The organism is bacterium (assembly GCA_041648665.1).
Lineage (GTDB): Bacteria > UBA10199 > UBA10199 > 2-02-FULL-44-16 > JAAZCA01 > JAFGMW01.
In genome coordinates this window covers 24,549-48,570 of record JBAZOP010000013.1, presented here as the reverse complement: position 1 = coordinate 48,570, position 24,022 = coordinate 24,549, and the positions used below count along the sequence as shown (strand labels likewise).

General features: G+C 59.8%; 33 protein-coding genes and 1 pseudogene. 28 read left to right on the top strand and 6 right to left on the bottom strand.

The genetic code is table 11. The annotated features are described in order from the left end of the window. Window positions 1–768: glutamate--tRNA ligase (gene gltX / locus WC683_06685; GenBank protein MFA4972281.1), on the bottom strand; the 768-nt coding region annotated here is incomplete at its 3' end. A gap of 161 nt (window positions 769–929) precedes the next feature. Between gltX and WC683_06680 the strand changes: the two genes are divergently transcribed. Genes WC683_06680 through WC683_06665 form a run of 4 tightly spaced genes read left to right on the top strand, consistent with a single transcriptional unit; the run spans window position 930 to window position 3,350 of the window. Beyond that, a complete protein-coding gene (locus WC683_06680) occupies window positions 930–1,469 on the top strand; it encodes a GspH/FimT family pseudopilin (GenBank protein ID MFA4972280.1) in 540 nt (179 codons plus the stop codon). Beyond that, complete coding sequence (locus WC683_06675; GenBank protein MFA4972279.1) at window positions 1,466–1,864, top strand: prepilin-type N-terminal cleavage/methylation domain-containing protein; 399 nt, start codon at window positions 1,466–1,468, stop codon at window positions 1,862–1,864. The genes WC683_06680 and WC683_06675 overlap by 4 nt, the downstream gene beginning before the upstream one ends. Continuing rightward, entirely contained in the window at window positions 1,861–2,334 is a 474-nt protein-coding gene (locus tag WC683_06670; protein MFA4972278.1) for a prepilin-type N-terminal cleavage/methylation domain-containing protein, read from the top strand. The genes WC683_06675 and WC683_06670 overlap by 4 nt, the downstream gene beginning before the upstream one ends. Next, entirely contained in the window at window positions 2,331–3,350 is a 1,020-nt protein-coding gene (locus tag WC683_06665; protein ID MFA4972277.1) for a hypothetical protein, read from the top strand. Before WC683_06670 ends, WC683_06665 begins: the two co-directional genes overlap by 4 nt. A gap of 1 nt (window position 3,351) precedes the next feature. On the opposite strand, the gene amrB is transcribed toward WC683_06665, so the two are convergent. Together amrB and ilvC are read right to left on the bottom strand one after the other, a co-directional pair. Beyond that, window positions 3,352–4,155, bottom strand: coding sequence for an AmmeMemoRadiSam system protein B (amrB, locus tag WC683_06660; protein ID MFA4972276.1), 804 nt, complete (start codon window positions 4,153–4,155; stop codon window positions 3,352–3,354). Next, window positions 4,152–5,141, bottom strand: a complete 990-nt coding sequence (gene ilvC, locus WC683_06655) for a ketol-acid reductoisomerase (GenBank protein ID MFA4972275.1) — start codon at window positions 5,139–5,141, stop codon at window positions 4,152–4,154. Before ilvC ends, amrB begins: the two co-directional genes overlap by 4 nt. A gap of 164 nt (window positions 5,142–5,305) precedes the next feature. On the opposite strand from ilvC, the gene panD reads away from it, so the two are divergent. The 22 genes and pseudogenes from panD to WC683_06545 all read left to right on the top strand — a co-directional run bounded on the left by panD (window position 5,306) and on the right by WC683_06545 (window position 20,275). After that, window positions 5,306–5,725, top strand: coding sequence for an aspartate 1-decarboxylase (panD, locus tag WC683_06650; protein MFA4972274.1), 420 nt, complete (start codon window positions 5,306–5,308; stop codon window positions 5,723–5,725). Window positions 5,726–5,738: 13 nt separating this feature from the next. After that, window positions 5,739–6,350 carry a DUF177 domain-containing protein gene (locus tag WC683_06645; GenBank protein ID MFA4972273.1) on the top strand — a complete coding sequence of 204 codons (612 nt, stop codon included), beginning with the start codon at window positions 5,739–5,741 and terminating at the stop codon, window positions 6,348–6,350. Next, entirely contained in the window at window positions 6,331–6,513 is a 183-nt protein-coding gene (gene rpmF, locus WC683_06640) for a 50S ribosomal protein L32 (GenBank protein MFA4972272.1), read from the top strand. Before WC683_06645 ends, rpmF begins: the two co-directional genes overlap by 20 nt. Before the next feature lie 18 nt (window positions 6,514–6,531). Beyond that, window positions 6,532–6,768 (top strand): acyl carrier protein, encoded by a 237-nt coding sequence (gene acpP / locus WC683_06635; GenBank protein MFA4972271.1) that lies wholly within the window; start codon window positions 6,532–6,534, stop codon window positions 6,766–6,768. Window positions 6,769–6,783: 15 nt separating this feature from the next. Further along, window positions 6,784–7,218, top strand: coding sequence for a ribose 5-phosphate isomerase B (gene rpiB / locus WC683_06630; protein MFA4972270.1), 435 nt, complete (start codon window positions 6,784–6,786; stop codon window positions 7,216–7,218). 12 nt (window positions 7,219–7,230) lie between these two features. Continuing rightward, window positions 7,231–8,475, top strand: coding sequence for a serine hydroxymethyltransferase (gene glyA, locus WC683_06625; GenBank protein ID MFA4972269.1), 1,245 nt, complete (start codon window positions 7,231–7,233; stop codon window positions 8,473–8,475). Between the two features lie 7 nt (window positions 8,476–8,482). Then, window positions 8,483–8,944, top strand: a complete 462-nt coding sequence (gene nrdR, locus WC683_06620) for a transcriptional regulator NrdR (protein MFA4972268.1) — start codon at window positions 8,483–8,485, stop codon at window positions 8,942–8,944. A gap of 9 nt (window positions 8,945–8,953) precedes the next feature. Then, window positions 8,954–10,066 (top strand): bifunctional diaminohydroxyphosphoribosylaminopyrimidine deaminase/5-amino-6-(5-phosphoribosylamino)uracil reductase RibD, encoded by a 1,113-nt coding sequence (ribD, locus tag WC683_06615; GenBank protein ID MFA4972267.1) that lies wholly within the window; start codon window positions 8,954–8,956, stop codon window positions 10,064–10,066. After that, window positions 10,051–10,701 carry a riboflavin synthase gene (locus WC683_06610; GenBank protein MFA4972266.1) on the top strand — a complete coding sequence of 217 codons (651 nt, stop codon included), beginning with the start codon at window positions 10,051–10,053 and terminating at the stop codon, window positions 10,699–10,701. The genes ribD and WC683_06610 overlap by 16 nt, the downstream gene beginning before the upstream one ends. A 17-nt stretch (window positions 10,702–10,718) precedes the next feature. Continuing rightward, window positions 10,719–11,957, top strand: a complete 1,239-nt coding sequence (locus tag WC683_06605) for a bifunctional 3,4-dihydroxy-2-butanone-4-phosphate synthase/GTP cyclohydrolase II (GenBank protein MFA4972265.1) — start codon at window positions 10,719–10,721, stop codon at window positions 11,955–11,957. A 26-nt stretch (window positions 11,958–11,983) separates the two neighbouring features. Then, window positions 11,984–12,451: a 6,7-dimethyl-8-ribityllumazine synthase gene (gene ribE / locus WC683_06600; GenBank protein ID MFA4972264.1), complete on the top strand. Its 468-nt coding sequence runs from the start codon at window positions 11,984–11,986 to the stop codon at window positions 12,449–12,451. A 6-nt stretch (window positions 12,452–12,457) separates the two neighbouring features. Further along, the gene (gene nusB / locus WC683_06595; protein MFA4972263.1) at window positions 12,458–12,892 is read left to right on the top strand and encodes a transcription antitermination factor NusB; all 435 of its coding nucleotides are present in this window, start codon (window positions 12,458–12,460) and stop codon (window positions 12,890–12,892) included. Beyond that, the gene (ispH, locus tag WC683_06590) at window positions 12,882–13,733 is read left to right on the top strand and encodes a 4-hydroxy-3-methylbut-2-enyl diphosphate reductase (GenBank protein ID MFA4972262.1); all 852 of its coding nucleotides are present in this window, start codon (window positions 12,882–12,884) and stop codon (window positions 13,731–13,733) included. Before nusB ends, ispH begins: the two co-directional genes overlap by 11 nt. A 15-nt stretch (window positions 13,734–13,748) precedes the next feature. Then, on the top strand, window positions 13,749–15,125 hold the full coding sequence (glmM, locus tag WC683_06585) for a phosphoglucosamine mutase (protein MFA4972261.1): 1,377 nt from the start codon (window positions 13,749–13,751) through the stop codon (window positions 15,123–15,125). Then, window positions 15,119–16,462, top strand: coding sequence for a signal recognition particle protein (gene ffh / locus WC683_06580; protein ID MFA4972260.1), 1,344 nt, complete (start codon window positions 15,119–15,121; stop codon window positions 16,460–16,462). The genes glmM and ffh overlap by 7 nt, the downstream gene beginning before the upstream one ends. A gap of 66 nt (window positions 16,463–16,528) precedes the next feature. Further along, window positions 16,529–16,765, top strand: a complete 237-nt coding sequence (rpsP, locus tag WC683_06575) for a 30S ribosomal protein S16 (protein MFA4972259.1) — start codon at window positions 16,529–16,531, stop codon at window positions 16,763–16,765. Between the two features lie 18 nt (window positions 16,766–16,783). Next, window positions 16,784–17,029, top strand: a complete 246-nt coding sequence (locus tag WC683_06570) for a KH domain-containing protein (protein ID MFA4972258.1) — start codon at window positions 16,784–16,786, stop codon at window positions 17,027–17,029. A 6-nt stretch (window positions 17,030–17,035) separates the two neighbouring features. After that, a complete protein-coding gene (gene rimM, locus WC683_06565) occupies window positions 17,036–17,560 on the top strand; it encodes a ribosome maturation factor RimM (protein ID MFA4972257.1) in 525 nt (174 codons plus the stop codon). Window positions 17,561–17,565: 5 nt separating this feature from the next. Further along, window positions 17,566–18,291 carry a tRNA (guanosine(37)-N1)-methyltransferase TrmD gene (gene trmD, locus WC683_06560; GenBank protein MFA4972256.1) on the top strand — a complete coding sequence of 242 codons (726 nt, stop codon included), beginning with the start codon at window positions 17,566–17,568 and terminating at the stop codon, window positions 18,289–18,291. Between the two features lie 90 nt (window positions 18,292–18,381). Beyond that, window positions 18,382–18,723, top strand: a pseudogene (gene rplS, locus WC683_06555) (50S ribosomal protein L19). A gap of 40 nt (window positions 18,724–18,763) precedes the next feature. After that, on the top strand, window positions 18,764–19,414 hold the full coding sequence (locus tag WC683_06550) for a ribonuclease HII (GenBank protein ID MFA4972255.1): 651 nt from the start codon (window positions 18,764–18,766) through the stop codon (window positions 19,412–19,414). Between the two features lie 18 nt (window positions 19,415–19,432). Continuing rightward, the gene (locus WC683_06545) at window positions 19,433–20,275 is read left to right on the top strand and encodes a nucleoside phosphorylase (protein MFA4972254.1); all 843 of its coding nucleotides are present in this window, start codon (window positions 19,433–19,435) and stop codon (window positions 20,273–20,275) included. A 234-nt stretch (window positions 20,276–20,509) separates the two neighbouring features. On the opposite strand, the gene WC683_06540 is transcribed toward WC683_06545, so the two are convergent. Next, window positions 20,510–21,007 carry a hypothetical protein gene (locus tag WC683_06540; protein MFA4972253.1) on the bottom strand — a complete coding sequence of 166 codons (498 nt, stop codon included), beginning with the start codon at window positions 21,005–21,007 and terminating at the stop codon, window positions 20,510–20,512. Window positions 21,008–21,299: 292 nt separating this feature from the next. Here WC683_06540 and WC683_06535 point away from each other — a divergent pair, with 292 nt between their 5' ends. Then, on the top strand, window positions 21,300–22,340 hold the full coding sequence (locus tag WC683_06535; GenBank protein ID MFA4972252.1) for a PDDEXK nuclease domain-containing protein: 1,041 nt from the start codon (window positions 21,300–21,302) through the stop codon (window positions 22,338–22,340). A 55-nt stretch (window positions 22,341–22,395) separates the two neighbouring features. On the opposite strand, the gene WC683_06530 is transcribed toward WC683_06535, so the two are convergent. After that, window positions 22,396–22,932: a hypothetical protein gene (locus WC683_06530; GenBank protein MFA4972251.1), complete on the bottom strand. Its 537-nt coding sequence runs from the start codon at window positions 22,930–22,932 to the stop codon at window positions 22,396–22,398. A 137-nt stretch (window positions 22,933–23,069) separates the two neighbouring features. Continuing rightward, window positions 23,070–23,366 carry an MGMT family protein gene (locus WC683_06525; GenBank protein ID MFA4972250.1) on the bottom strand — a complete coding sequence of 99 codons (297 nt, stop codon included), beginning with the start codon at window positions 23,364–23,366 and terminating at the stop codon, window positions 23,070–23,072. Between the two features lie 275 nt (window positions 23,367–23,641). Here WC683_06525 and WC683_06520 point away from each other — a divergent pair, with 275 nt between their 5' ends. Further along, entirely contained in the window at window positions 23,642–24,016 is a 375-nt protein-coding gene (locus tag WC683_06520) for a hypothetical protein (GenBank protein MFA4972249.1), read from the top strand. Window positions 24,017–24,022: the final 6 nt, after the last annotated feature.

The following is a 24,022-nucleotide window of genomic DNA, read 5'->3' as shown; positions in this document are numbered from 1 at the left end:
GTCCGGCAGATATCCCATGGACTCGTACTCGATGACCGAGGTGGCTCCGTGCCGCTTGGAGAGCTTCTTTTTGTCCGGGCCGTAGATCATGGGGAGGTGCGCGAATTCGGGGATGGGGTAGTCAAACGCCTGGTAGAGCAGCACCTGGCGCGGGGTGTTGTTGATGTGGTCGTCCCCGCGGATTATGTGAGTCATGCCCATGGTCACGTCGTCCACCACCACCGTGAAGTTGTACGTCGGGGTGGCGTCGCTGCGCTGGATGATGAGGTCATCCAGTTCGCTGTTCTCGAAGGAGATCGTGCCTCTGCAGATGTCGTGAAAAGAGGTTGCGCCTGTCTCCGGCGTCTTGAATCTGATCGCGGCCGGCCTCCCGGGGTGCGCCGGTCCTTTCCGGCAGGTCCCGTCGTACTTGGGTTTGCGGCCTTCGGCCATCGCCTTCTCGCGCTTCGCCTCCAGCTCCTCAGGCGTGCAGGTGCACGGATACGCCTTACCTTCGTCCAGCAGCTTCTGCACGTGTTCCTTGTACAGATCCATGCGCTGAGACTGGTAGGTCAGCTCTTCATCCCAGTCCATCCCAAGCCAGCGAATGCCGTCCAGTATCGACTGCTCGAACTCCTTGGTCGAACGCTCAACGTCCGTGTCTTCGATCCTCAGCACGAATGTGCCTCCGGTGTGGCGTGCGAATAGCCAGTTGAACAGGGCGGTGCGCGCCCCCCCTATGTGGAGGGCGCCGGTGGGCGAAGGAGCAAATCTCACTCTGGGTTTCATGGGGGTTTTCCCTATTGGAAGGCTCGCTAACCGTCAAGATATAAAGGGGAAATTAATGTGAGGGATAAAGCCCCAAGCTGCTTGATTATATTGTTAAGAAAAAAGATATATAATATAATGCATCAATTCCTCATGGGGGGCTGTTTCATCGGCTAAGTATTATGAATCATTATAGGTTTATCAAATACCTTGGCCGCGGCGCATCCGGCTTTACGCTCGTGGAGCTGATCGCACTCTTGGTGGTCGTAGGCATCCTGGCGTTTGCCGTCTCAATAGGGATCCAGTCTGCCCTCGCTTCCTTCCGACTGAACGCGGCGTCGGCCAAGATCCTTTCGGACATAAGATACGCCCAGCATCAGGCAAGGGCCCGCAATGGGTGGTACGGCGTGCGCTTCCAGGCCAACCCCACGAACCGATATAACGTCTATTTTACGAATGGGGTGAGCGATATAGACCTCCTCGATCCGGCGGAGCCCTCGGCTGTGCTCGATGTGGACGTCGCGGCCCGGTTCGGAGGCACGCTGATCACCGCTGTCGGGATAGCGGCCGGCAATAAGGTGGAGTTCAACCCGATAGGCACGCCGTACGACGACAAGAACGGTTCTCCGCTGGGGAGCGACGGCACGGTCACGATCTCGCAGGGAGGATCGGCGAGGACTATAAGGATCGTCAAGAACACGGGGATGGTGGAGCTCCAATGAAGCGTGGAGGAGGCAATCGCGGTTTTTCGCTGATCGAGGTGGTGATCATAATCGTGATCATCGGCGCTGCGTTCTCCGGCCTCACGGTGGTGCTCTCGAACACCACCACGCAGAACATGAACCTGGACTTGGCCACTGAGGCGGTTTTCCTCGCCAGGGAGAAGATCTCCGAGGTCAAGGCGAAGAACTTCGCGGACGTGGTCGATGTCGCGCCGACGAATTTCGGCGGCGATTTCGCGCGCTACGACTTTCAGGTGGCCGTGGATTATGTGAACCCAGCCGATCTCAACACCCCCGTAGCTGGGCCGACTTCGTATAAACGGATCGCGGTCACGGTCTCGGGCGTAGGCTGGACCGGGAACGTGGTGCTGAGCGATCTCAAGACGGACATATGATCATGCGCACGAGAGGCTTCACGCTGGTGGAATTCATAATGGTGATCGCTGCGACGTCGGCCGTGGCGCTCATGGGCTGGGTTCTTTTCGGCCCGGTGGACAACTGGATGTTCACGCAGTACCGGCGCGCGGGGTTTGCGGAGAACGCGGCTGCGGTCTCCAGGATACAGAAGGAGATCCGCAGGATAAAGGCCCCGGGGCAGATCCAGATCTTCACCGCGACGCAGCTTAGGTTCGTGGATATAGACAACAACACCGTGGATTTCCTGCTCTCGGGCACAGACCTGATGCGCGGCGCGGACGTGCTGGCAAGAAACGTACAGGGGCTCACCTTCACCTATCTGGACAAGGACGGCAACGCGACCGCGGTCCAGGGCCAGATCAGGGTGATCAAGGTCAAACTCGCGATAGCCTCCGGGAATCAGACCATAAGGATCGAGTCCTCGGAGAGGATAAGGAATCTGCCATGAGGAAGAGGTCGGACAGCGGCTTCGCCATACTCGCGGTCGTGGTGGTGCTCGTCGTCTTCGCGCTGCTGGGCATGGCTGCGGTGTCGCTGATATCCAGCTCCGCGTACATGGTCGTGGACGAGATCAAGACGCAGCAGGCCTTCAGCGTGGCCGAGGCGGGCCTCGCCTATGAGGCGGAGCAACTGGAGAATGACAACAACTGGAGCGACAACGCGGGCTACACGAAGAGTTTCAATCCCGGTTCTTTCACAGTAACGTATGTGGCGAAGACCAACAACACCGCTACGGTGCGCGTGGACGGCGCGGTCGGAGGCGTCACGCGCTCCATACAGCAGGCGTTCACCAGGGGCAGCGGCAAACCGAAGGCGTATTCCAGCGCCATGTACACGGAAACCGACATCACGGTGGACAACAATGCGACCGGAGACGTCTACGGCCCCGTAGCGGCCGGCGGCGATGTCGACGAAAACGAGGGGGTCGTCTTCCACGATCTGCCCGAAGAGAATGACCCCAACTCTTCCGTGCCTACGCCCGACTGGGCTTACTGGCAGGCGAACGCCGACCACGTGGTGACGGGCAATTTCAATTTCACGAACGGCGCCTACAGCGGCGTATACTACGTTACAGGGAATGTGACCTCGTCGAACAACTCTGTATTCACGCTCAACGGGACGATCATAACGCGCGGGAGGATCGTCTTCGGCAATAACTCGAACGTCACGATAACCGCGGCGTCAGGGAATCCGGCGATCTTCGCGCAGAGCAGGATAGTGATATCGAACAACATAACGGCCAATATCACCGGATGGATACAGTCGCAGTCCTACATAAGGATCGAGAACAACGCCGGCTTCACCGCCGTCGGGGGGATGGTCGCAGTGGGCGATATCACGATCAGGAATAATGCGGTGATCGATCTCACATATGATGAGAATCAGGCGCCAGGCGAGGGTTATTCCGGCGGAGAGCCCGGAGAGGGCGGTCTTGGCGAGTCGAGCTGGGAAGAGGTCTTCTAGGTCACTCTATAACGAATCCCGCATATCCCACCACTGCATCGCGATCGCCGGAGACGTCGCCAGAGGTGGCGTGCGCCACGAGCGTGGCTTTCCTTGCCCCCAGCGCCTTGCATGCCGTGATCAGCACGGCGGTCGGCAGCACTCCGCACATGGAGATGCGCTTTGATGCGCAGACGTCGACCAGACCCTCGGGGTCGAGCGCGAGCACCCGTTCGATGGCCAGATCGTCCTTTTCCCTCGTGCGCTTCTCGTCTTCGTAGTGGTTCATGTCAGAGCTTGCGACCAGGAGGATGTCGCCGCCATCCGCCTTGATGACCTTGGCGATGGCTTCCCCGATGCGCCTCAATGTTTCGTGGTTTGCCCTCGAGATGCATATCGGGACGATGGCGAGGTCGGGCTGCCGGGCGAGCAGGAACGGCAGCTCCACCTCCAGCGAGTGCTCGCCGATGTGCGCGGTCATGTCGTCCTGGAGGTCGTCGCAGGCCTTGAGCATGCCGGCTGCGAGCTTCTCATCCACCGGTATCTCGCCCGTGGGTATGGACCAGCTGCCGCGCGGCCAGACCGCGGCCCGCGTTCCCATGCCCGTGTGATTGGGGCAGAGCACCACGCATCTTTTCGGCACTACGATGCTCGCGAAGACCTTGCCCGCGACTGCGCCGGAGTACATGTATCCCGCGTGCGGGGCGATTGCGCCGAGCGCTTTTCTGGGGTTCACGCCGGCCTCCAAAAATCCGGCCACCTCCTGTGCGAGCGAGCCCTTTGTTCCCGGATAGAACTGCCCTGCGACCGCGGGATTTCTCTTCATCGCTCCCCCTTGAGGTTGTCTCCGGGGCTCGGGTCAGGGCCGAAGCCCTCGTGTATCCTCTCGATCGGGTGCTCCCTCGCCGCGGCCATCAGATCGTGCAGCCGTGCGAAGCCGTTCTCCTTTTCGCGGGCGAGCTCGGTCGCGAACTTGCCGGACCTTATCTCTTCGAGCACCCGCCTGAGTTCGTCTCTCACGGATTTGCTGATGATGCGGGGACCGCGCGTTATCGCGCCGTAGCGCGCCGTGTCGCTGACCTTGGAGAGCATGCCGGCTATGGCGTCTTTCCACATCAGGTCCACGATCGCGCGCAGCTCCCGAAGGCAGCTCGTGTACGCGATCTCTTTATTGTAGCCCGCGTCCGCCAGCGTATCGAACGCCGCGCGGACAAGCTCCGGCATCCCTCCGCAAAGCACCGCCTGTTCCGCGAAGAGGTCCGTTTCCACCTCTTCGGCAAAGGTCGAGCCGATGAACGGACCCCTGCCGCAGATCGCGCGTGCATAGGCATGGGCCTTCTCTTTCGCTCGGCCTGTCGCGTCCTGCGCCACCGCCACCACGCATGGCACTCCGCCGCGCTCCTTGAAGTCGGCCCGCAGCGCGTCCCCGTGCGCCAGGGGGGCAGCCAGCGCGCAGTCCAGATCGGGCCTGGGTGTGATCCTTCGGTAGTGGATTGCGAAGCCGTGCGCAAAGACGAGCAGCGCGCCTCTTGGGAGATTTTCCGCGAGGTAGTCCCTGTAGAATGCTTCCTGTTCCGAGTCCGGCAGGAGGAGCACGGCGCAATTCGCCCTTGCGGCAGCAATGGACGCGTCTGATATGAGGTCGATGCCTGTGGCGCGGAGCGAAGAGAGGCGGGGGCTTGCGGATCTGAGAAAGACCTGCACATTGCAGCCGGTGTCCCTCAAGTTCCTGGCCTGTGCCTTTCCCTGCGACCCGAACCCGAAGACCACGATGTTGCCGAGCAGCTCTTTTCCAAGGGAATCCAGTATCATATGAGGCCCACCTAACACCCCTTTCCTCAAAAGGCAAGGGCGCAGGGTTTGCGGAGCATTGGGAAATCAACGGGTTATGGAATCGAATTCATGAACGACTTTAAGTACTTAAGGCTAATCCTTTGCTTGACAGGTACTAAGCTTGCGTTATAGGGTCCCCGGCCATGCAAAGGCGGATGCTCAAATCCAAGATCCACGGGGTCTCGGTCACCGACTCCGACGTGAATTACGAGGGCTCAATCACCATCGACCTGGATCTGATGGAGGCCGCGGATCTCATCGAATATGAGGAGGTCCTGGTCTGGGACATTACAAATGGCGCCAGGCTTGCGACCTATGTCATCCCGGGCGAGCGCGGGTCGGGCAAGGTCGCGATAAACGGCGCTGCGGCCCACATCGTGAAGAGGGGCGACAGGGTGATCGTCGGCAGCTTTGCCTCGTACGACGAGGCGGAGCTTAACGATTTTGCTGCGCGCAAGGTCTTTGTGGACGGTGACAACAGGATAAAGAAAATCATCCTCGCCGGCACGGGCGAAAAGGGGCTGCCTGCAGCGGAGACAGGCGCGCGTGCGGAGCTCTGCTAGGGGGCATGCCTCGATGGAGATATTTGTAGAGGACATACCTGAAGAGGGCATGGACGTTGAAGCCACTGAGAAGGATGTCTGGCTCGGCGCTGTGCTTAGGAACTCCCTGGGAGAGACGGATTGCAGGGCTAAGCTTTCGCTGCACATGACGAGGGTGGAAGGCAACGTGGGCGTGGACGGCGATGTGGAGCTCATCTCCCACCCGGCCTGCGATCGCTGCCTCGCCCCGTTCGAGGAATCAGAGAGTTTGCACATCCACGAGGTGCTGGCGCCTCTGTACGAGAGCAAGAGGCAGCAGAGGCTCGAGGAGAATCTCGAGATCGAACTCGTGGCCGAGGACATGGAGTTCAGCTTTTACGAGGGCGACAGCATCGATCTGGGAGAGGTCGTCCGCGAGCAAATCACGCTGGCCAGGCCTATGAAGCACCTGTGCAAAGAGGGCTGCAAGGGCCTCTGCCAGCGCTGCGGCAAGAATCTCAACGAGGGGCCGTGCGGCTGCCCGCCGCAGGAACACAAGAGCAGCTTCGGTGCCCTGAAGAGTTTTCAGGTGAAGGGAAAGAAAGCTAAGGCAAAGAAACAGGCGAGTAACGAGAAAGGAGCATGCCGTGGCAGTTCCAAAAAATAGACAGGGCAGGGCGCGTAAGAACAAGAGGCGTTCGGCGAACTCAAAGCTTCCGAGCGTGAGTTTATCGATCTGCCCGCAGTGCAAGCAGCCCAAGCTTCCGCATCGCGTCTGCATCCACTGCGGATTCTACAAGGGTCGCGAGATAGTAAAACAGGCTGACTAAGGATTGGAGCCTCGCCCGATGGAGAGCATCGAGAGCAGGGTAGGCGAGATAGTTGCCGAGCAGCTGGGGCTGGCTGCCGACGAGGTTGCGCCGGATGCGTCTTTCACCGGCGATCTCGGAGCGGACACCCTGGACATGATCGAGCTCGTCATGGCAGTCGAGGAGGAATTCGACCTCGAGATAACCGACGAGGAGGCGGAGGCGCTGCGCTGTGTGGCAGACGTGGTCGCTTTCCTCTCCGCGAGAATGCAGTGACCGGGACCCCTTATTATGAAAATCGCCATAGGCTGTGATCACGCTGGGTTCACGCTCAAGGAGAAACTCAAGGAGCGGCTCGCCAAACAGGGCCACGAGATCTTCGATCTCGGGACCAATTCCCCCGACAGGTGTGATTATCCTGATTATGCCGGGCCGGTCGCTGCGGCCGTGGCCGACAAGAAGGCCGAGCGCGGCGTCCTCGTCTGCGGCTCCGGCATAGGCATGTGCATGGCCGCAAACCGCCATCTCTTTGTGCGCGCGGCGGTGCTCCACGACGAGTTCGACGCGGAGATGAGCCGCAGGCACAACAACGCCAACGTGGCCTGTCTGGCGGCGCGGAAACCGGATCACGATGCGCAGATGCGCCTTCTCGACATCTTCCTCAAGACCCCGTTCGACGGGGGGAGGCACGAGGCAAGGGTCGCGAAGCTCGACGAAAAGATCTGAGGGGAGGTTCGGATGATTTCAGAGGATCTCAAGGGATTCGACCCCGAGATCGCTCGGGCGATACAGAGCGAACTGGAGCGTCAGGAGTACAAGCTGGAGCTCATCGCCTCTGAGAATTTCGTCTCGAGGCGCGTCTTGGCGGCACAGGGGAGCGTGCTCACCAACAAGTACGCGGAGGGATATCCCGGCAAGCGCTATTACGGCGGGTGCGAGTACGTGGACCAGGCGGAGGAGCTGGCGCGATCGAGGCTCAAACAGCTCTTCGGGTGCGAGCATGCGAACGTGCAGCCGCATTCCGGCAGCCAGGCGAACATGGGCGTCTATTTCGCGGCGCTCAAGCCGGGTGACACGATAATGGGCCAGAACCTCTCGCACGGCGGGCATCTGACGCACGGCTCGCCGGTCTCGATTTCAGGCACGTATTTCAAGGTGGTCTCCTACGGCGTCGACCCCGAGACGGAGCTTTTGGACTATGACGAGATAATGAGGCTGGCCAAGGAGCACAGGCCGAAGCTCATCGTCTGCGGCGCATCGGCTTATTCCCGCGACATCGATTTCTCCAAGTTCCGCGCGGCCGCCGATCAGGTGGGCGCCGCCGTGATGGCCGACATCGCACACCCGGCTGGGCTCGTCGCGGCGGGTCTGCACACCAGCCCGATCCCGCACTGCGAGTACGTCACCTCCACTACGCACAAGACGCTGCGCGGTCCGCGCGGCGGGATCATCATGTGCAGGGAGCCCCTCGCAAAGCAGGTCGACAAGGCGATATTCCCCGGCACGCAGGGAGGCCCCCTCATGCACGTCATCGCCGCAAAGGCGGTCGCGTTCAAGGAGGCGCTGGAGCCCTCGTACAAGGTCTACTGCAAACAGATAGTGGCGAACTCCAGGGCGCTCGCCGCCACCCTGGTCGAGCACGGATTCAGGATCGTCTCGGGCGGCACGGACACCCATCTCTTCAGCGTCGATCTCACCGACGCCGGCATCACGGGGAAGGACGCTGAGCTGGCCTTAGGCGAGGCCGGAATCACGGTCAACAAGAACACCATCCCGCGCGAGACGCGCTCCCCGTTCATCACCAGCGGAATACGCATAGGCACGCCCGCCCTCACCACCCGCGGCATGAAGGAGGGCGAGATGAAGACGATCGGCAACTGGATAGCCGGCGTATTGCGCAACATCGCCGACGAAAAACTGAAGGCCAAGGTCAAATCCGATGTGAGGCAGCTCTGCGAGGGATTCCCGATCTACAGGGATTGACGACAATATGAAGTGCCCCTTTTGCCCAAGGCAGGACAGCAAGGTCATCGACTCGCGCCTCTCGAAGGACGGCCTGATCATACGCCGCCGCCGCGAGTGTGAAGACTGCGGAAAGCGCTTTACTACTTACGAGCGCGTCGAGGAGCCCCTGCCCGCGGTGGCGAAGAAGGACGGCCGGCGGGAGGCCTTCGATCGCGCCAAGATCGCATCGGGCATCAAGAAGGCGTGCGAGAAGAGGCCCGTCTCCACCGAAACGATTGATTCCCTGGTGGACCGCATCGAGCGATGGGCGCTCGAGCTGGGCGAACCGGAGGTCAAGAGCCAGGAGATAGGGGCGAGGGTGATGCAGGAGCTGCACGATCTGGATGAGGTGGCGTACGTGCGGTTCGCCTCGGTCTATCGCTCGTTCAAGGACATCAACGAGTTCATGAGCGAGCTCTCGGACCTGCTCGGCAGGGACAGGCAGTAGGGCTGATCGATGAACAGAGACGAGACATTCATGGAGAGGGCGATCGAGCTGGCGCTCAAGGGCGCCGGCCGCACCTCGCCAAACCCCATGGTCGGCGCGGTCGTCGTGAGGGGCGGCCGCATCGTGGGCGAGGGCTTTCACCGCAGGGCCGGCGCGCCGCACGCGGAGATCAACGCGCTCAAGGCCGCGGGATCGAAGGCGCGCGGCGCGGACCTCTACGTGACGCTGGAGCCGTGCTGCAATCAAGGCCGCACGCCTCCGTGCACTGCGGCCATAGCCCGCGCCGGTGTGAGACGCGTCGTCGCAGGCGCGATCGATCCCAACCCCGCGGTGCGCGGCAAGGGGATCGCACAGCTCAAGGAGCGCAAGATCGCCGTGAAGGCAGGGGTGCTCTCGGAGGAGTGCCGCGCGATCAACGCCGCATACAACAAACTCATGGAGTCAGGCCTCCCCTTTGTCACTGCGAAGGCCGCGGTGACGCTGGACGGAAAGATCGCCGCGGCCGACGGGATATCGAGCTCGTGGATATCGAATTCGGAGTCGCGTCGCCTTGTGCACAGGATGAGGGCCTCTTGCGACGCAGTGATGATAGGGATCGACACGGCGCTGGTTGATGATCCGCGCCTCACGGTCCGCATACCCGGAAAAAAAGAGCGCGAGACCAGGGCCGTGGTCGCCGACAGCTCGCTCAAGATCCGTGACGGACTCAAGCTGCTCGCTCGTGTCCCGGGCAATCTGATCGTGCTCACCACCGAGAAGGCGTCGAGGGTCAGGGCGCGCGAGCTCGCGGAGATGGGCCACGTGATCGTAGAGACTGCCTCCAAGGACGGCAGGGTGGATATGCGCGAGGCGCTGGCCGCCCTGGGGGGGATGGGTATCAACTCCGTGCTCGTGGAGGGCGGCGCCGGCCTCATCTCGGACATGGTGGCGAGGGGGCTCGTCGACAGGATGGCGATCTTCGTGGCGCCCAAATTCCTGGGCGGCGGCGGCAAGGATCTCATGTCAGGGCTCTCGATAAAGGGCATGGACGAGGCGATAGGGCTTTGCGATGTGAGCATCAGGGCGTTGGGCGACGACGTCCTGATCGACGGCATGGTGAGGCGGAGATGTTCACAGGCATAATAGAGGGAGTGGGCGCGGTCCGCTCCACAAAGACAAAGAACGATCTCATGGAGGTCGAGATCCAGTGCGATTTCGATCTTGAGAGGGCCAACGTAGGCGACTCGGTCTCTGTGAACGGCTGCTGCCTCACTATCACCTCCAGGCTCGGCCGCAACTTCTGGGCGGAGATCTCGCCCGAGACCGCAGCCAGCTCCACGCTCGGTTCGCTTGCGCCCGGCGACGCCGTAAACCTAGAACGTGCCCGCGTCCTGGGGGAGAGGCTCGACGGCCACATCGTGCAGGGCCATGTGGACGGAGTGGGCAAAGTTGTTGATATCAAAGATCATTCTGGTTGTCGTGAATTCTTCATCGAGATTCCTGGCAACCTTTCGAGATATGTGGTCGAAAAGGGTTCAGTCGCGGTGGACGGCGTATCGCTCACCGTGAACAGTGTTGCGGGAAACCGTTTCTCGGTGATGGTCATCCCGCACACAAAGCTCAAGACCACATTTGAGGCTATAAGGCGCGGAGACGGCGTGAACTTGGAAGTTGACATTATAGGCAAATATGTTGAAAAACTTACGTTTTTGGACAGCGAACAATACGAGAAGGGCTCTAAAATAACCGAGGAATTCTTGAAGAAACACGGGTTCTGACAACTCACGAGTCTCCAATGGAAGTCATAGACATACAGTCAGGGCAGGAGCGTTCCACCATACCGGTCGAGCGGGCGCTCGAGATCATGCGCTCGGGCCGCATGCTCATCCTCGTGGACGACGAGGACCGCGAGAACGAGGGGGACCTCACTATAGCGGCCCAGCACGCGACCCCTGAGGCCATCGCATTCATGGCCAGACACGGCTGCGGGCTCATCTGCCTGGCCATGACCGAGGAGCGCGCGAACGAGCTTGATCTGCCGCTCATGGTCAGCGACAACACCTCGGCGTTCAAGACCGGCTTCACCATCTCGATAGACGCGAAGGATGGGACCTCCACCGGCATATCCGCCGCCGACCGCTCCCGCACGATCAAACTTGCCTGCGATGCCGCCGCCAGGGCCTCGGATTTCGCCAGGCCCGGGCACGTCTTCCCCCTGCGCGCGCGCCGCGGCGGGGTGCTGGTCCGCACCGGCCAGACCGAGGGTTCGGTGGACCTGGCTGCCATGGCGGGACTAACCCCTGCCGCGGTGATCTGCGAGATCATGAAAGAGGACGGGACCATGGCGCGCATGCCCGACCTCGTGGAATTCGGCGCGAGATACGGCATCCCGATCGTATCCGTGGCCGACATCGTCCGCCACCGCATGCGCACCGAGCTACTCGTGGAGAGGGCCTCGGAGGCGAGGCTCCCGCTCCCCCAGGGAGAGGACTTCCGCATCATCACGTACCGGACGAAGATCGACGATAAGACGCACATAGCGCTGGTCAAGGGTGACCTCTCCGGAGGCGACCCGGTGTTGGTCAGGGTCCATTCCGAGTGCCTCACCGGCGACGTCTTCGGTTCGTGCAGGTGCGACTGCGGGATGCAACTCAACCGTTCACTCGACATGATAAAGGCCGAGGGAAGGGGCGCGCTGCTCTATATCAGGCAGGAGGGGAGGGGCATAGGTCTCCACAACAAGATTGCCGCGTACGCACTGCAGGACGAGGGCATGGACACGGTTGAGGCGAACGAGAAGCTGGGATTCAGGGCCGACCTCCGCGACTACGGGATCGGCGCCCAGATACTCGTCGATCTTGGGATTCACAAACTCAGGCTGATCACGAACAATCCACGCAAGATCGTCGGCCTCTCCGGTTACGGGCTCATCGTCTCGGGTCGCGTGCCGATCGAGGTCGAGCCGGGCAGGCACAATCGGTTCTATCTTAAGACAAAGAGGGAGAAGCTGGGACATCTGCTGGAGAAGGCGTGAACGGATCACGAAAGAGAGAGGTGCATATGCCAAAGATAATCGAAGGACAGCTGACGGCCAAGGGGCTCAAACTCGCCATAGCTGCGGGCCGCTTCAACGACTTCATCACCAATCGCCTGCTCGAGGGGGCGCTCGACGTCATCGGCCGAAGCGGCGGAGACGCCGCCGGCACGGTGGTGATGAAGGTGCCGGGCGCGTTCGAGCTTCCGCTCGCAGCGAAGGTCATGGCGGAGACCGGGAAATACGACGCGATCATATGTCTGGGCGCCGTGATCCGCGGCTCCACCCCTCACTTCGAGCATGTGGCCGGACAGATGGCCCGCGGCATTTCATCGGTGATGCTTGAGACCGGCGTGCCGGTCTCCTTCGGGGTGATCACCGCCGACACGCTCGAACAGGCGATCGAGAGGGCGGGCACCAAGGACGGCAACAAGGGCGCCGCCGCGACGCTCTCCGCGATCGAGATGGCAAACGCGATCAAGGGAATAAAGTAATCATTCATGGGCACCAGGCGTCAGTCGCGCGAGAGCGCGCTCAAGGTTCTTTACCAGATAGAGATCACCGGCCAGCCGCCGCGTGATGCCTTGGCATCTTTCTTCGAGGAGCACGGGACCCAGGAGGAGATGCGCGGTTTCACCGAGCTTTTGGTCATGGGCGTGGTGCAGGATCAGCAGGGCCTCGACGATATGATCGCGCAGCACTCGACCAACTGGAAGGTCTCGCGCATGGCCGCCGTGGACAAGAACATACTGAGGATCGCCGTCTTCGAGCTCCAGAGCTGCCCGGACATACCTGCCAAAGTGACGATAAACGAGGCGGTGGAGATCGCGAAGAAGTTCGGAAGCTCCGAGAGCGGCGCGTTCGTCAACGGCATACTCGACAACGTGGCCAGGGCAATGGACAAGCCGATCGCCGAGGGCGAAGATGTCTCATGAGAAGAGGATAATAGTCGCGAAGTCCGCGGGGTTCTGCTGGGGCGTCCAGCGCGCCTTCAACAAGGTGCTCGAGGTCGCGAAGAACCCGGAGCGCGGGCCTGTCTTCACGTACGGTCCCCTCATCCACAACCCGCAGGCGGTGGAGATGCTGAGCCAGCAGGGCATAGGCGTGATCGACGACATCCCCGACGAGATAGAAGGCACGGTGGCCATCCGCACGCACGGAGTGCCCCCGGCCGAGCGCAAGAGGCTCGAGCAGAGCGGCGCTCAGATATGCGACGCCACCTGCCCCGACGTGGGCATCATCCAGGGCACGGTGCGACGCCATCTGAGACTAGGCTACTATATCATTATAATAGGGCATCGCGAGCATCCAGAGGTCAAGGCGCTGCTCGGATTTGCCGAGAAGCGCGGCGCGTGCATCAACTCCGTGGACGAGGTCGAGGCCCTGCCGGCCGACTTGGGAAAGGTGTGCGTGGTCTCGCAGAGCACTCAGCAGCGCGAGAAATTCGAGAAGCTCGTGAAACTTATACGCGCCCGCCACAGCGACTGCGTCGTCTTCGACACCATCTGCCGCTCCACTGACCAGCGCCAGCAGGAGGTCCGCGAGCTCGCCGGCCAGGTGGACGCGATGGTCGTGGTGGGGGGGAGGAACAGCTCCAACACCAACCGATTGGCCGAGATCTCCCGCAGCATGGGCACCCCGACCTTTTTCATCGAGAACGACTCCGAGCTCGAGCCGGTCGACTTCGCCGGCAAGAGCGTGATAGGCGTCACAGCCGGCGCCTCCACGCCGAGCTGGGTGATACAGAAGGTGGTGGAGAGGCTGCAATCGATCTGAGGCCGCGCGGGGACTATGGCTGAGAATTCCAGAAAACTCTTCGGCACGGACGGGGTTCGAGGGATAGCCAACCGCTATCCCATGGAGGGCCCGATCGCCTATAAGCTGGGCCAGGCGGTGGCCGTGGTCTTCCGCGACGCACCCGGCCTGGGCAGGATCGTCATCGGCAAGGACACCAGGCTCTCAGGCTACGTGCTCGAATCCGCGCTCATGTCCGGCATCTGCTCCATGGGCATGGACGCCATGCTCGTGGGCCCCTTGCCCACTCCGGGAATAGCGTTCATAGCGCACAGCATGCGTGCGCAGGCGGGCGTCATGGTCTCCGCCTCGCACAACCCGGTCGAGTACAACGGTATCAAATTCTTCGACAACGAGGGTTTCAAGCTGCCCGACTCCATCGAATGCAGGATGGAGGATCTGGTCTTCGGCGGCGAACTCGACGGCATGATGGCGGGACCGTGCGAGATGGGCAAGGCATACCGGATAGACGATGCCGGCGGAAGATATATCCAGTACCTCAAGGGCACGTTCCCCGAAAATCTCCTGCTCGACGGCATGAGGATCGTTCTGGATTGCGCCAACGGTGCGGGATACAAGGTGGCGCCCGCGGTCCTCTCCGAGCTCGGCGCGGAGGTGATCGCCACAGGCGACTCGCCCAACGGCCTCAACATCAACGTGGACTGCGGCGCGCTCTTCCCGGAGCGCATGGCGAAGATCGTGCGCGATGCGGGCGCTGACGTGGGCGTGGCCCTGGACGGCGACGCCGACCGCGTGATCATGTGCGACGAGAAGGGCCGCATCGTGGACGGCGACGCGATACTGGCGATATGCGCCTTTCACCTCCAGTCCAAGGGCAGCCTCGCTCAGGACACGGTGGTCGGCACCAAGATGAGCAACATGGGGCTCGAGGTGGCGCTTCGCAGGAAGGGTATCAAACTCCTGCGCACTGACGTGGGGGACCGCTACGTTATGGAGACGATGCGCCGGGAGCGGCTCAACTTGGGCGGCGAGACCAGCGGCCATATCATATTTCTGCACCACACCACATCCGGCGACGGGACGCTCGCCGCGCTCAGGGTGCTGTCTGTGATGCTCCAGCGGCAGAAACCCCTCTCCGAGGTCGCCGCGATCTTCACCCCCTTTCCGCAGACCGTGATGAACATAAAGGTGCGGGAGAAGAGGTCGCTGGAGGAGATGCCCTCCGTGGCACGCGCGATAGATGACGCGCGGTCGGCGCTCGGCGACAGCGGCAGGCTGCTCGTGCGCTATTCCGGCACGGAAAAGATAGCGCGCGTGATGGTCGAGGCCGAGGACGAGGGGAAGACGCAGAGGCTCGCGGCCGTGATCGCGGCCGAGATCGAAAAAGAACTCGGAGAGGCGGACAAGTGCTAGGCGCGCTCAGGAACTCATTCTCATCCACTTTCAAGAAACTCTCGGGCCGCGGAAAATTCACCGATGCGGACGTGAGCCAGGCCGCGCGCGAGATAAGGCTCGCGCTGCTCGCCGCGGACGTGCACTTCGGGGTGGTCAAGGAGTTCGTGGACGCGGTGGCGGCGCAGGCCGTGGGCAGTAAGGTCCTCGATTCCATCACGCCGGCGCAGCAGTTCGTAAAGATCGTGCACGACGAGCTCATCCGTGTGCTGGGAGGCAAGTCCGTCCCGTTCGACTTCGCATGCCGGCCGCCGCTCATCGCGCTCATGGTGGGGCTGCAGGGCAGCGGCAAGACGACGGCTGCGGCGCGCTTCGCGCTCTGGTGCCGTCGCCAGGGCCGCAGGCCCTTCCTTGTGCCCGCGGACGTGCACAGGCCCGCGGCGATCGAGCAACTCGCGGCGCTCGCCGGGCAGGCCAAGGTGGACTGCTGGGAGACCGAGCGCGGCCAGAGGGCGACCAAGGTCGTGAAGTCCGCGCTCAAACAGGCGGAGAAAATCGGATACGACACCGTCATCATCGACACCGCGGGGAGGCTTCACATCGACGATGAGATGATGCGCGAGATGCGCGCAATCGCCGAGGAGGCCGAGCCCCAGAGGATACTGTACGTCGCCGACGCGATGACCGGCCAGGACGCCGTGCGCTCGGCAAAGGCATTTGACGAGGCGCTGCCGATCACGGGTGTGATCCTCACGAAGCTCGACGGGGACGCGCGCGGAGGGGCGGCCCTCTCGATAAGGCACGTGACCGGCAAGCCGATATTGTTCGCAGGCATGGGCGAGCAGATCGAGGAGATGGAGCCGTTTTATCCGGAGCGCATGGCAGGCCGCATACTCGGCATGGGCGACGTGGTCTCCCTCGTCGAGAGGGTCGCGAGCGAGGTCTCAGAGGGCGAGGCTGAAAAGATCGGCAAGGCCATCGCCGGCCGCGGCTTCACCTTCGACGACTTCCTCGCACAGATGAAGATGCTGAAAAGGATGGGCCCGCTCGATAAATTCCTGGGCATGGTGCCGGGCATGGGTGAGGTCGCGGCGAACATGGACAGCGCCGAGATGGAGCGCCTCATGAGGCGCAAGGAGGCGATCGTCCTCTCCATGACGAAGGGGGAGCGCGCCAACCCCCGGCTCTTGAACGGCTCCAGACGCAGCCGGATCGCGCGCGGCGCAGGGATAGGGGTCCCGGAGGTAAACAGATTCCTGAAGGAATTCGAGGCCATGGAGAAGATGATGAAGAAGTTCACCAAGGGGGGACTTGGCAGAGGGCTGCTTAAAGGCTTGACTTCCCGGGCGTTTTCCTGATAAAGCGCCCCGTCAATTTCATTTTTCGTTCCAAATAATTTGTGTTTTTTATATTTCGGAGGATACATGTCAGTCAAGATCAGGCTAGCGAGGAGAGGCAAGAGGCATGAGCCTTTCTACCACATCGTGGTGACCGACGAGAGAAACCCTCGTGACTGTTCGTTCCTCGAGGTCGTAGGTACCTACGATCCCAAGAACAAGGAAAAGAGGGTTGTCGGCAAGAAGGAGCGCATCGAATACTGGCTGGGCAAGGGCGCACAGCCCACGGAGACAGTGTCGCATCTGTTGCAGAGCCTGCAGTAAAGTTGAGGAGGAAGCCCTATGGCCGAGGAACCGATTCGGGAGCTGGTCCTGGTGATGGCAAAGGCGCTGGTCGACAAACCGGATCAGGTCGAGGTGAACGAGGTCGAAGGCGAGCAGACTACGGTGGTCGAGCTTCGCGTGGCAAAGGAAGACCTGGGCAAGGTGATCGGCAAACAGGGTCGCACCGCCCGCGCATTGCGCACCATCCTCTCAGCCGCCTCGACCAAGATTCGCAAGCGTTCCGTGCTTGAGATCCTGGAGTAGTCCTGCGTGGCCAAACTCATCCTCTGCGGCCGCATCGGCCGTCCGGTAGGCCTCAAGGGCGAGTGCGCAGTCCACTGGATCAGCGGCGAGCCTCCGGTCGCGGAAGGCGGCGAGATACTGATAGACGATCCGGAGAACGGATCGCACAAGACTTACAAGATAGCGGCCTTGCGCAGGCAAGGCCGTTCTCATTTCCTCAGGATCGAGGGCGTCCTCGACAGGACGGCTGCAGCGAGCCTCACCAACCGTGATATCTTCATAGACGAGGGGAAGCTCCCCGAACTGGATAGCGGCGAATACTACTGTCACCAGATATTCGGGATGGAGGTCGTCACGGAGGACGGCCGAAGGCTTGGCACGGTCGTCAAGATCTTCACCGCGGGCGGGCACGACGTCTACGAGGTCTTGCCGGACGGCGCAAAGAGCGGCTCTGAGATACTCATCCCTGCGATCGACAGCATCGTGCTGAACATCGACGTAAAGAAAAAGAGGATGGTCGTGAGGCCGCTCAAGGGGATGGTTGAAGAATGACAGCTATGAGATTCGACATCGTCACAATATTTCCGGACATGTTCTCCTCGGTCCTCGGCGAGACTATAATCAAGCGCGCGAGGGAGAAGGAGCTCGTCGAATTCCATCTGCACGACATCCGCGATCACACGAAGGACCGACACCGCACTGTGGACGACACGCCGTACGGAGGCGGCGCAGGCATGGTCATGATGGCCGCACCTCTCGTGGATGCGGTGGAGGCGGTTCCCAGGAAAGGGCGATGCCTCAAGGTCCTGCTCACGCCGCAGGGCGAACCTTTCACGCAGGAGCTGGCGAATGAGCTCGCCGGGTTCGACCAGATCGTGCTCACTTGTGGCCGCTACGAGGGGATAGACGAGCGCGCGAGGAAACTTGTCGCGGAGAGGGAAATATCGATCGGCGACTACATCCTTTCCGGCGGCGAGATAGCCGCCATGGCGCTCATCGACGCCGTGGTGAGGCTTGTGCCCGGGGTGTTGGGCAACGAGGACTCGGCCCGGGATGAATCGTTCGAGGCCGGTCTGCTCGAATATCCGCAGTACACGAGGCCCGAGGAATTCTCGGGTGAGGCGGTCCCGAAGGTGCTCCTTTCAGGTAATCATGCACAGATCAGGCGCTGGCGCAGGGCCCAGGCGCTTTTGCGGACCAGGGCCCGAAGGCCCGATCTGTTTGAGAAGATTGAGCTTTCAGACGAAGACAGGGAACTTCTGAAGGATACATCGAACAGTTGACAAACAGGACCTATCCTTGTAGAAGCGTTCGACTTTTCGCGATGTTACGCGATTTCGCGGGGACAGGGTCCCCTGCATAAGGCGGTAGCCATGGATATATTGTCGAAAATCAATTCAGAGCAGATGAAGAAGGATATCCCCGCATTCAGGCCGGGGGACACGGTGCGCGTCTATTGCAAGATCAAGGAAGGCGACAAGGAGCGCATCCAGCTCTTCGAGGGCGTCTGCCTCCGCCGCCGTCGCGGCACTGTTAACGCGTCGTTCACGGTCCGCAAGGTCTCCTACGGTGTGGGCGTGGAGCGCGTCTTTCCGATGCACTCGCCGCTCATCGATCGCATCGAGGTCGCGAGCGCAGGCAAGGTGCGCCGTTCGCGCCTTTACTATCTGCGCGAGCTCTCCGGCAAGGCGGCTCGCATCGAGGGGCGTCGCTTTGACAGCATAAAGGTCGCTGACGACGAGGCGGAGGTGGCGGGTGACGAAGCCGCGGCGGATGAGGCAGCAGCTGCTGATTGATCCGCAGCCGATAGATACCGGAAGATTCGAGACGCCGCTCTATGAGAGCGGCGTCGTTCATTTGGCCGGCGTGGACGAAGCGGGCCGCGGGTGTCTCGCGGGCCCGGTGGTCGCGGCGGCGGTGATCCTCCCAAGGGGCCTTGTCATCTCCGGCCTCGACGATTCCAAAAAACTCACGGAGAAAGAGCGCGAACGCCTCTTCGATATTATCGCGAAGGCCGCCACCTCGACCGCTGTCGGCTGCGTAAAGCACGACGAGATCGACCGGATCAATATCCTGAGGGCGGCGCTCAAGGCCATGCGCATCGCGGTGGACGGGCTCTCCGTGATTCCCGAACACCTGCTCATCGACGGGCCCTGGCCCATCGAGCACACGATCCCGCAGACCGCGATCAAGAAGGGCGACGCCCTCTCCCGCGTGATCGCAGCCGCCTCGATCATCGCCAAAGTCACGCGCGACCGGATGATGTGCGATCTGGAGCGCAGATACCCGCAGTTCAAGTTCTCGGTGCACAAGGGCTATGGCACGGAGCTGCATATGTCCGAGCTTGCAAAATACGGTCCCACGGCGATACACAGGTTGACGTTCAGGGGAGTGAAAAAACCGTGATCAGTGATCGGGGGGAATATGTTCGGCAAGACATTCAAGTCCGCTGAGATCGTCTCCACAAAGGAGGGCCGGCAGTATCACATCGGCTGTGCGCCCGGGGACGTTGCGCCGAACATACTCCTGTGCGGCGATCCTGCGCGCGCGCATCGCGTGGCCGGCTATTTCGAGGAGAAGCGGGAGCCGATCCTCTCGCGCGAGTACGTCACCATCACCGGCATTTATCGCAAGATGCCGATGACGGTCATGGCCACCGGCATGGGGCCTGACAACACCGAGATCGCGGTCGTGGAACTCTCGCAGATTGTGGAGAACCCCACCATGATCCGGATCGGATCTTCCGGTGCGCTGAGGAAAGGCATCGAGCTCGCGGACCTCGTGATCTCCTCAGGTGCAGTCAGGCTCGAGAACACATCCACCCAGTTCGTGGTCGAGGGATATCCTGCGGTCGCGCATTACGAGGTGATGCTGGCCCTGCTCGAGGCTGCGCGCAGGAATCGTTTTCCGCATCATCTCGGCCTCACCGCCACAGCGCCCGGATTCTACGGCGCGCAGGCACGCAAGGTCCCGGGTTTTCCGCCACGCGATCCCGAGCTCCCGGCCAAGCTGGACGCCATGAACGTGGCGAACATGGAGATGGAGACATCCTGCCTCTTCACGCTCGCGCAACTTCGGGGCTTCCGCGCCGGCGCTGTATGCGCGATCTACGCCAACCGGCACAAGAACGAGTTCATCGATACTGAGAAGAAGGATCTGGCTGAGAAGCGCTGCATCGAGACTGGACTGGCTGCCTTCGAGGTTCTGACTATGATGGACTCTCGCCGCGGCGATGCTCCCTACTGGGTGCCGTCGATGGGGGTATAAGATAGTCGCGAGGCTATCGGCTTCGGGTCCTGTCGCCGGATCACCCCCATTTGCGGCATCGCCGCGATCAATCACCGAGTTTCTGCGGATGACTTTGCGCGGCTGCTGGCGTCAAATGGGGGTCCCCCGATCCGCCGCCACCCAAAGCCGATAGCCAGGTTTGCTCCTCATGGAGTAAAAAAAGGACGTCTCTCGTGCGAGAAACGTCCCTGATATTTTTCGTTGTGCTAAGGATTACAGCTCAACACGCATGGACAATGCCGGTTCAATATACATATCCATGTATTTCGGCGTTGTTAAGGACCAGTATTGACCGCCAGAAACGGTTATTCCTACAGCCATATGATTGGTAAGAGACCAGAAAAAAGAACCTTCAATGCCCCATCCTAAGCAATTGTCGTCGGGTGTATTTGTATATACATTTATATATTCAAGATATATTCCAACACCCAGATTGGGCATCCATGAAAATTTTTCTATATTGTCAGGAATATAATCCCCTAGAGAGACACCAAGTCTGGTATGGAAGAGCGATGTTCCCTGCGGACCAGATAGATTGTCCATTGTGCCAACGCTGATTCTCGTAGAAAATCGACTGTCAAGGATAGGTACTTGGAGATTGAAGTCTAAGCCCATATTTCCAAGAGGTTCGTTGAACAGGAACGGATGGCCTGCGCTGGTTGTTACGATTGCATTCGGTGTGGTGCTGGTTACTGCAGTTGTGTCGCCCATATGATCTCCCCGATCATTGAGCCCCGCCTTCTTAGTTATTATCGGGGGGGGGGGCAAATTAGTTGCGAAGTTTTTTGATTGGGGAAGATAAGTTGGCGAAAATTATGGAGATAAAGTTTCTATTTCATGCTCGATAATTTTGCATGCCTACCAACCAAACAACGGGTGCCTGTCTTTCAATGGTGCACAGGATCGCTGCAGCACTGCACAGAAACGCAGCAGCCTGTAATCAGAGTGAGCTTGATAATTATAGGGATTTTACGGGCACGCATCTTGCTTATGAAGATGCTAAATGGATACCAAGCCGTCAGGCAAGATGGCGGTGTTGCCAACGGAATACGGCTCCTTCCTCAGCGAGCTGAAAGAGCGAATCCGCAAGGCTCAAATCCGGGCCGGCCTTGCGGCAAACAGGGAACTCGTCCTTCTCTATTGGCATATTGGAAACGAGATACTCATTCGCCAGGAAAAGGCCGGTTGGGGTGCAAAGATCATCGACCGTCTGTCGGCTGACCTCCGGCACACCTTTCCTGAACTCAAGGGGTTTTCTCCCAGGAATATCAAATACATGCGCGCTTTTGCCGAGGCCTATCGAAATGCTGAATTTGTGCAGCGGGTTGCTGCACAAATACCGTGGTTTCACCACTGCATCCTGATCGACAAGGTCAAGTCAGGCAATGAACGCGAATGGTATGTGCGAAAGACCATCGAGCACGGCTGGTCGCGGGTAATGCTCGTCCATCAGATCGAGAGCGGTCTGTACCAGCGCCAGGGAAAGGCGCAGTCCAACTTCCCTTCGACCCTGCCGGTGGCTCAGTTGGATCTCGCTAAGCAGGTGTTCAAGGACCCCTATCTCTTCGACTTCCTGAACATCGGAGAGGAGGCGATCGAGCGTGAACTGGAGCAGCGCCTGCTTGCCCACCTGCGATTATTCTTACTGGAACTCGGTTCGGGTTTCGCCTTCGTAGGCAGCCAGTATCGAATACAGGTCGATGGCGAGGATTATTTTATAGACCTCTTATTTTATCACCTGCGTTTGCGCTGCTTCATCGTTATAGACCTCAAGACCACGGACTTTGCGCCGGAACATGCCGGCAAGATGAACTTCTACCTGTCCGCGGTGGATGACCTCTTAAGACACAGTGATGACCGGCCCACGATAGGGCTCATCCTGTGCAAATCCAAGAAGAGACTGGTCGTCGAGTATGCGCTGCGGGACATGCAGAAACCCATCGGGGTATCAGCTTATAAACTCACCAGGGCGCTTCCCAAAGAGCTTGAGGAAGCCCTGCCGTCAATTGAAGCCCTTAAAGGCTCATTGGATGAGAAGTCATAAAAAAGGACGTCTCTCGTGCGAGAAACGTTCCTTTTGTGTGAGCGCTTCCTAGGTTTTAGAACAAGGCCTTCACCGACTCAACTACACTATCGGAGATCGAATCCAAGAACAGGCCTAATAGGCTGTTGCTAGTACTGCCGGCAGATATATTTGAACATAAGCAGGCATTTTCCCTTCTCGCCTCTCTCTCCGCAAACTGTTCCCTCCTTGATTTATTGCAGGCTTCTTCCACTTTTGGGGAGAAGAGCGAACAATCACAGGTGAAAATAGAATCATAGTAAAAGCTACTTACGAAATTGTAATCGTATTTAATACAGCATTGCTCATAGACGGAAATTTCTTTCGGATCGGAGAGCGCTGTGGGTGGTTTGATATCTTCATCATAGTAGCTCTCGCAGCGCTCATCCTGGAGCTTGAGCTTCAGGAGGGTGTTATATTCGGTTTTCTTGGCCGCATCTTCTTTTGAGTCGCCTGGCGCTTCAGTGGCCGGGGTATATGTTTCAACGTTTGAACATCCAGTCACCATGAGCGGTGCGAGCAGAACTGAGGCCAAGGTCTCTCCGATGGTCTTGAGTGTGCTGTCCTGTGCCATGTCAATTCTCCTTTGTTGTTCAAAATGGGTATTTGTTTATCGGTGCAGAGGCGAATTGGTTGCTAGGAATTTTTGTGTGCACAGATGATTTCGAGACTGAGTGTTGCTTGTCTAATATATCTCCAATACACTATCTATTATTTCACCAATACACCCTCCAACATAAGCAGCCTTCTTTTTAATGATAGGCCCCCTGAGAAGCCGCCGAGGGAGCCGTCGGAGGCGATCACGCGGTGGCAGGGGATGAGCGGGGCGAGGGGGTTTGCACCGCAGGCCGCCGCTACCGCACGATACGCTTTTGGATTGCCGACCTTCCTCGCGAGCCACGCGTAGCTGCGTGTTTGTCCCCGCGGGATAGTTGCGATCGCCCTCCACACCTTCTTCTGAAAGGGTGTGCCCTTGATCGAATCCCAGTCTATCGTGACTTTCTTCATACGTTTATCCTTACAACACCATGAACCTGCTTTATAGTGCGTTTCTTAAACACAATAAAGCAGGTTCGTTTTGTGTCAAAATCCTGACTCATTTCATCCACTTTCAGTTTCGTTTTGAGAATCCTTCCCGATTTGAGAGCAGGGCATGCCTGCATAGTGAGGAAATCACACTTAGTTATCATTAGTTAGAACTCATCTTGAGCCGGGTCGCTGGCACGTTACCTGCAATAAAGGGGGGTGGAGGGAAAAATCGGGGGGTCGTCATGAGGGAGCGAGTGAAACGTGCGATGGTGGGCGAGGATGGCGATTCAGAGCACAAGCCATCCTCTTTGGATCTCATTCGTATGATGGGCGGCCGTTCGAGGCATGCAGACAGGGGCCAGCAGCGCGCCGCGGACAGCGTGATCGCGGTCTACAAGGACCGCGTCACATACACTTTCATCATGGATGAGGAGGTTGCCTCCATACACTTTGACAGCAAGAGGGGGGAGATCTTCTTCAGGGGGCACAATATCCGCAACCTGGAAATGAGCCGGGCGCAGATAAATGCCCTCAAGGCCATGAAAGAGGTGCTGGCGGCAGATAAGCAGGGCAGAGCACTTTATCCTGCCTATGCCGCAACTTTGGATAGGCTGCTTGCCGATAAATAGAATAGG

What these genes read in the sequence shown, in the direction of transcription:
- ribE (MFA4972264.1), top strand. Translation starts at nt 11,984, where the DNA reads ATGCCAAAGATAATCGAAGGACAGCTGACGGCCAAGGGGCTCAAACTC.
- WC683_06570 (MFA4972258.1), top strand. Translation starts at nt 16,784, where the DNA reads ATGGCCGAGGAACCGATTCGGGAGCTGGTCCTGGTGATGGCAAAGGCG.
- nrdR (MFA4972268.1), top strand. Translation starts at nt 8,483, where the DNA reads ATGAAGTGCCCCTTTTGCCCAAGGCAGGACAGCAAGGTCATCGACTCG.
- WC683_06665 (MFA4972277.1), top strand. Translation starts at nt 2,331, where the DNA reads ATGAGGAAGAGGTCGGACAGCGGCTTCGCCATACTCGCGGTCGTGGTG.
- glmM (MFA4972261.1), top strand. Translation starts at nt 13,749, where the DNA reads ATGGCTGAGAATTCCAGAAAACTCTTCGGCACGGACGGGGTTCGAGGG.
- WC683_06605 (MFA4972265.1), top strand. Translation starts at nt 10,719, where the DNA reads ATGGAAGTCATAGACATACAGTCAGGGCAGGAGCGTTCCACCATACCG.
- acpP (MFA4972271.1), top strand. Translation starts at nt 6,532, where the DNA reads ATGGAGAGCATCGAGAGCAGGGTAGGCGAGATAGTTGCCGAGCAGCTG.
- panD (MFA4972274.1), top strand. Translation starts at nt 5,306, where the DNA reads ATGCAAAGGCGGATGCTCAAATCCAAGATCCACGGGGTCTCGGTCACC.
- rpsP (MFA4972259.1), top strand. Translation starts at nt 16,529, where the DNA reads ATGTCAGTCAAGATCAGGCTAGCGAGGAGAGGCAAGAGGCATGAGCCT.
- WC683_06610 (MFA4972266.1), top strand. Translation starts at nt 10,051, where the DNA reads ATGTTCACAGGCATAATAGAGGGAGTGGGCGCGGTCCGCTCCACAAAG.
- WC683_06540 (MFA4972253.1), bottom strand. Translation starts at nt 21,007, where the DNA reads ATGGGCGACACAACTGCAGTAACCAGCACCACACCGAATGCAATCGTA.
- trmD (MFA4972256.1), top strand. Translation starts at nt 17,566, where the DNA reads ATGAGATTCGACATCGTCACAATATTTCCGGACATGTTCTCCTCGGTC.
- WC683_06680 (MFA4972280.1), top strand. Translation starts at nt 930, where the DNA reads ATGAATCATTATAGGTTTATCAAATACCTTGGCCGCGGCGCATCCGGC.
- WC683_06670 (MFA4972278.1), top strand. Translation starts at nt 1,861, where the DNA reads ATGATCATGCGCACGAGAGGCTTCACGCTGGTGGAATTCATAATGGTG.
- nusB (MFA4972263.1), top strand. Translation starts at nt 12,458, where the DNA reads ATGGGCACCAGGCGTCAGTCGCGCGAGAGCGCGCTCAAGGTTCTTTAC.
- WC683_06545 (MFA4972254.1), top strand. Translation starts at nt 19,433, where the DNA reads ATGTTCGGCAAGACATTCAAGTCCGCTGAGATCGTCTCCACAAAGGAG.
- WC683_06535 (MFA4972252.1), top strand. Translation starts at nt 21,300, where the DNA reads ATGGATACCAAGCCGTCAGGCAAGATGGCGGTGTTGCCAACGGAATAC.
- rpiB (MFA4972270.1), top strand. Translation starts at nt 6,784, where the DNA reads ATGAAAATCGCCATAGGCTGTGATCACGCTGGGTTCACGCTCAAGGAG.
- ribD (MFA4972267.1), top strand. Translation starts at nt 8,954, where the DNA reads ATGAACAGAGACGAGACATTCATGGAGAGGGCGATCGAGCTGGCGCTC.
- WC683_06530 (MFA4972251.1), bottom strand. Translation starts at nt 22,932, where the DNA reads ATGGCACAGGACAGCACACTCAAGACCATCGGAGAGACCTTGGCCTCA.
- ilvC (MFA4972275.1), bottom strand. Translation starts at nt 5,141, where the DNA reads ATGATACTGGATTCCCTTGGAAAAGAGCTGCTCGGCAACATCGTGGTC.
- glyA (MFA4972269.1), top strand. Translation starts at nt 7,231, where the DNA reads ATGATTTCAGAGGATCTCAAGGGATTCGACCCCGAGATCGCTCGGGCG.
- ispH (MFA4972262.1), top strand. Translation starts at nt 12,882, where the DNA reads ATGTCTCATGAGAAGAGGATAATAGTCGCGAAGTCCGCGGGGTTCTGC.
- amrB (MFA4972276.1), bottom strand. Translation starts at nt 4,155, where the DNA reads ATGAAGAGAAATCCCGCGGTCGCAGGGCAGTTCTATCCGGGAACAAAG.
- WC683_06525 (MFA4972250.1), bottom strand. Translation starts at nt 23,366, where the DNA reads ATGAAGAAAGTCACGATAGACTGGGATTCGATCAAGGGCACACCCTTT.
- WC683_06675 (MFA4972279.1), top strand. Translation starts at nt 1,466, where the DNA reads ATGAAGCGTGGAGGAGGCAATCGCGGTTTTTCGCTGATCGAGGTGGTG.
- WC683_06645 (MFA4972273.1), top strand. Translation starts at nt 5,739, where the DNA reads ATGGAGATATTTGTAGAGGACATACCTGAAGAGGGCATGGACGTTGAA.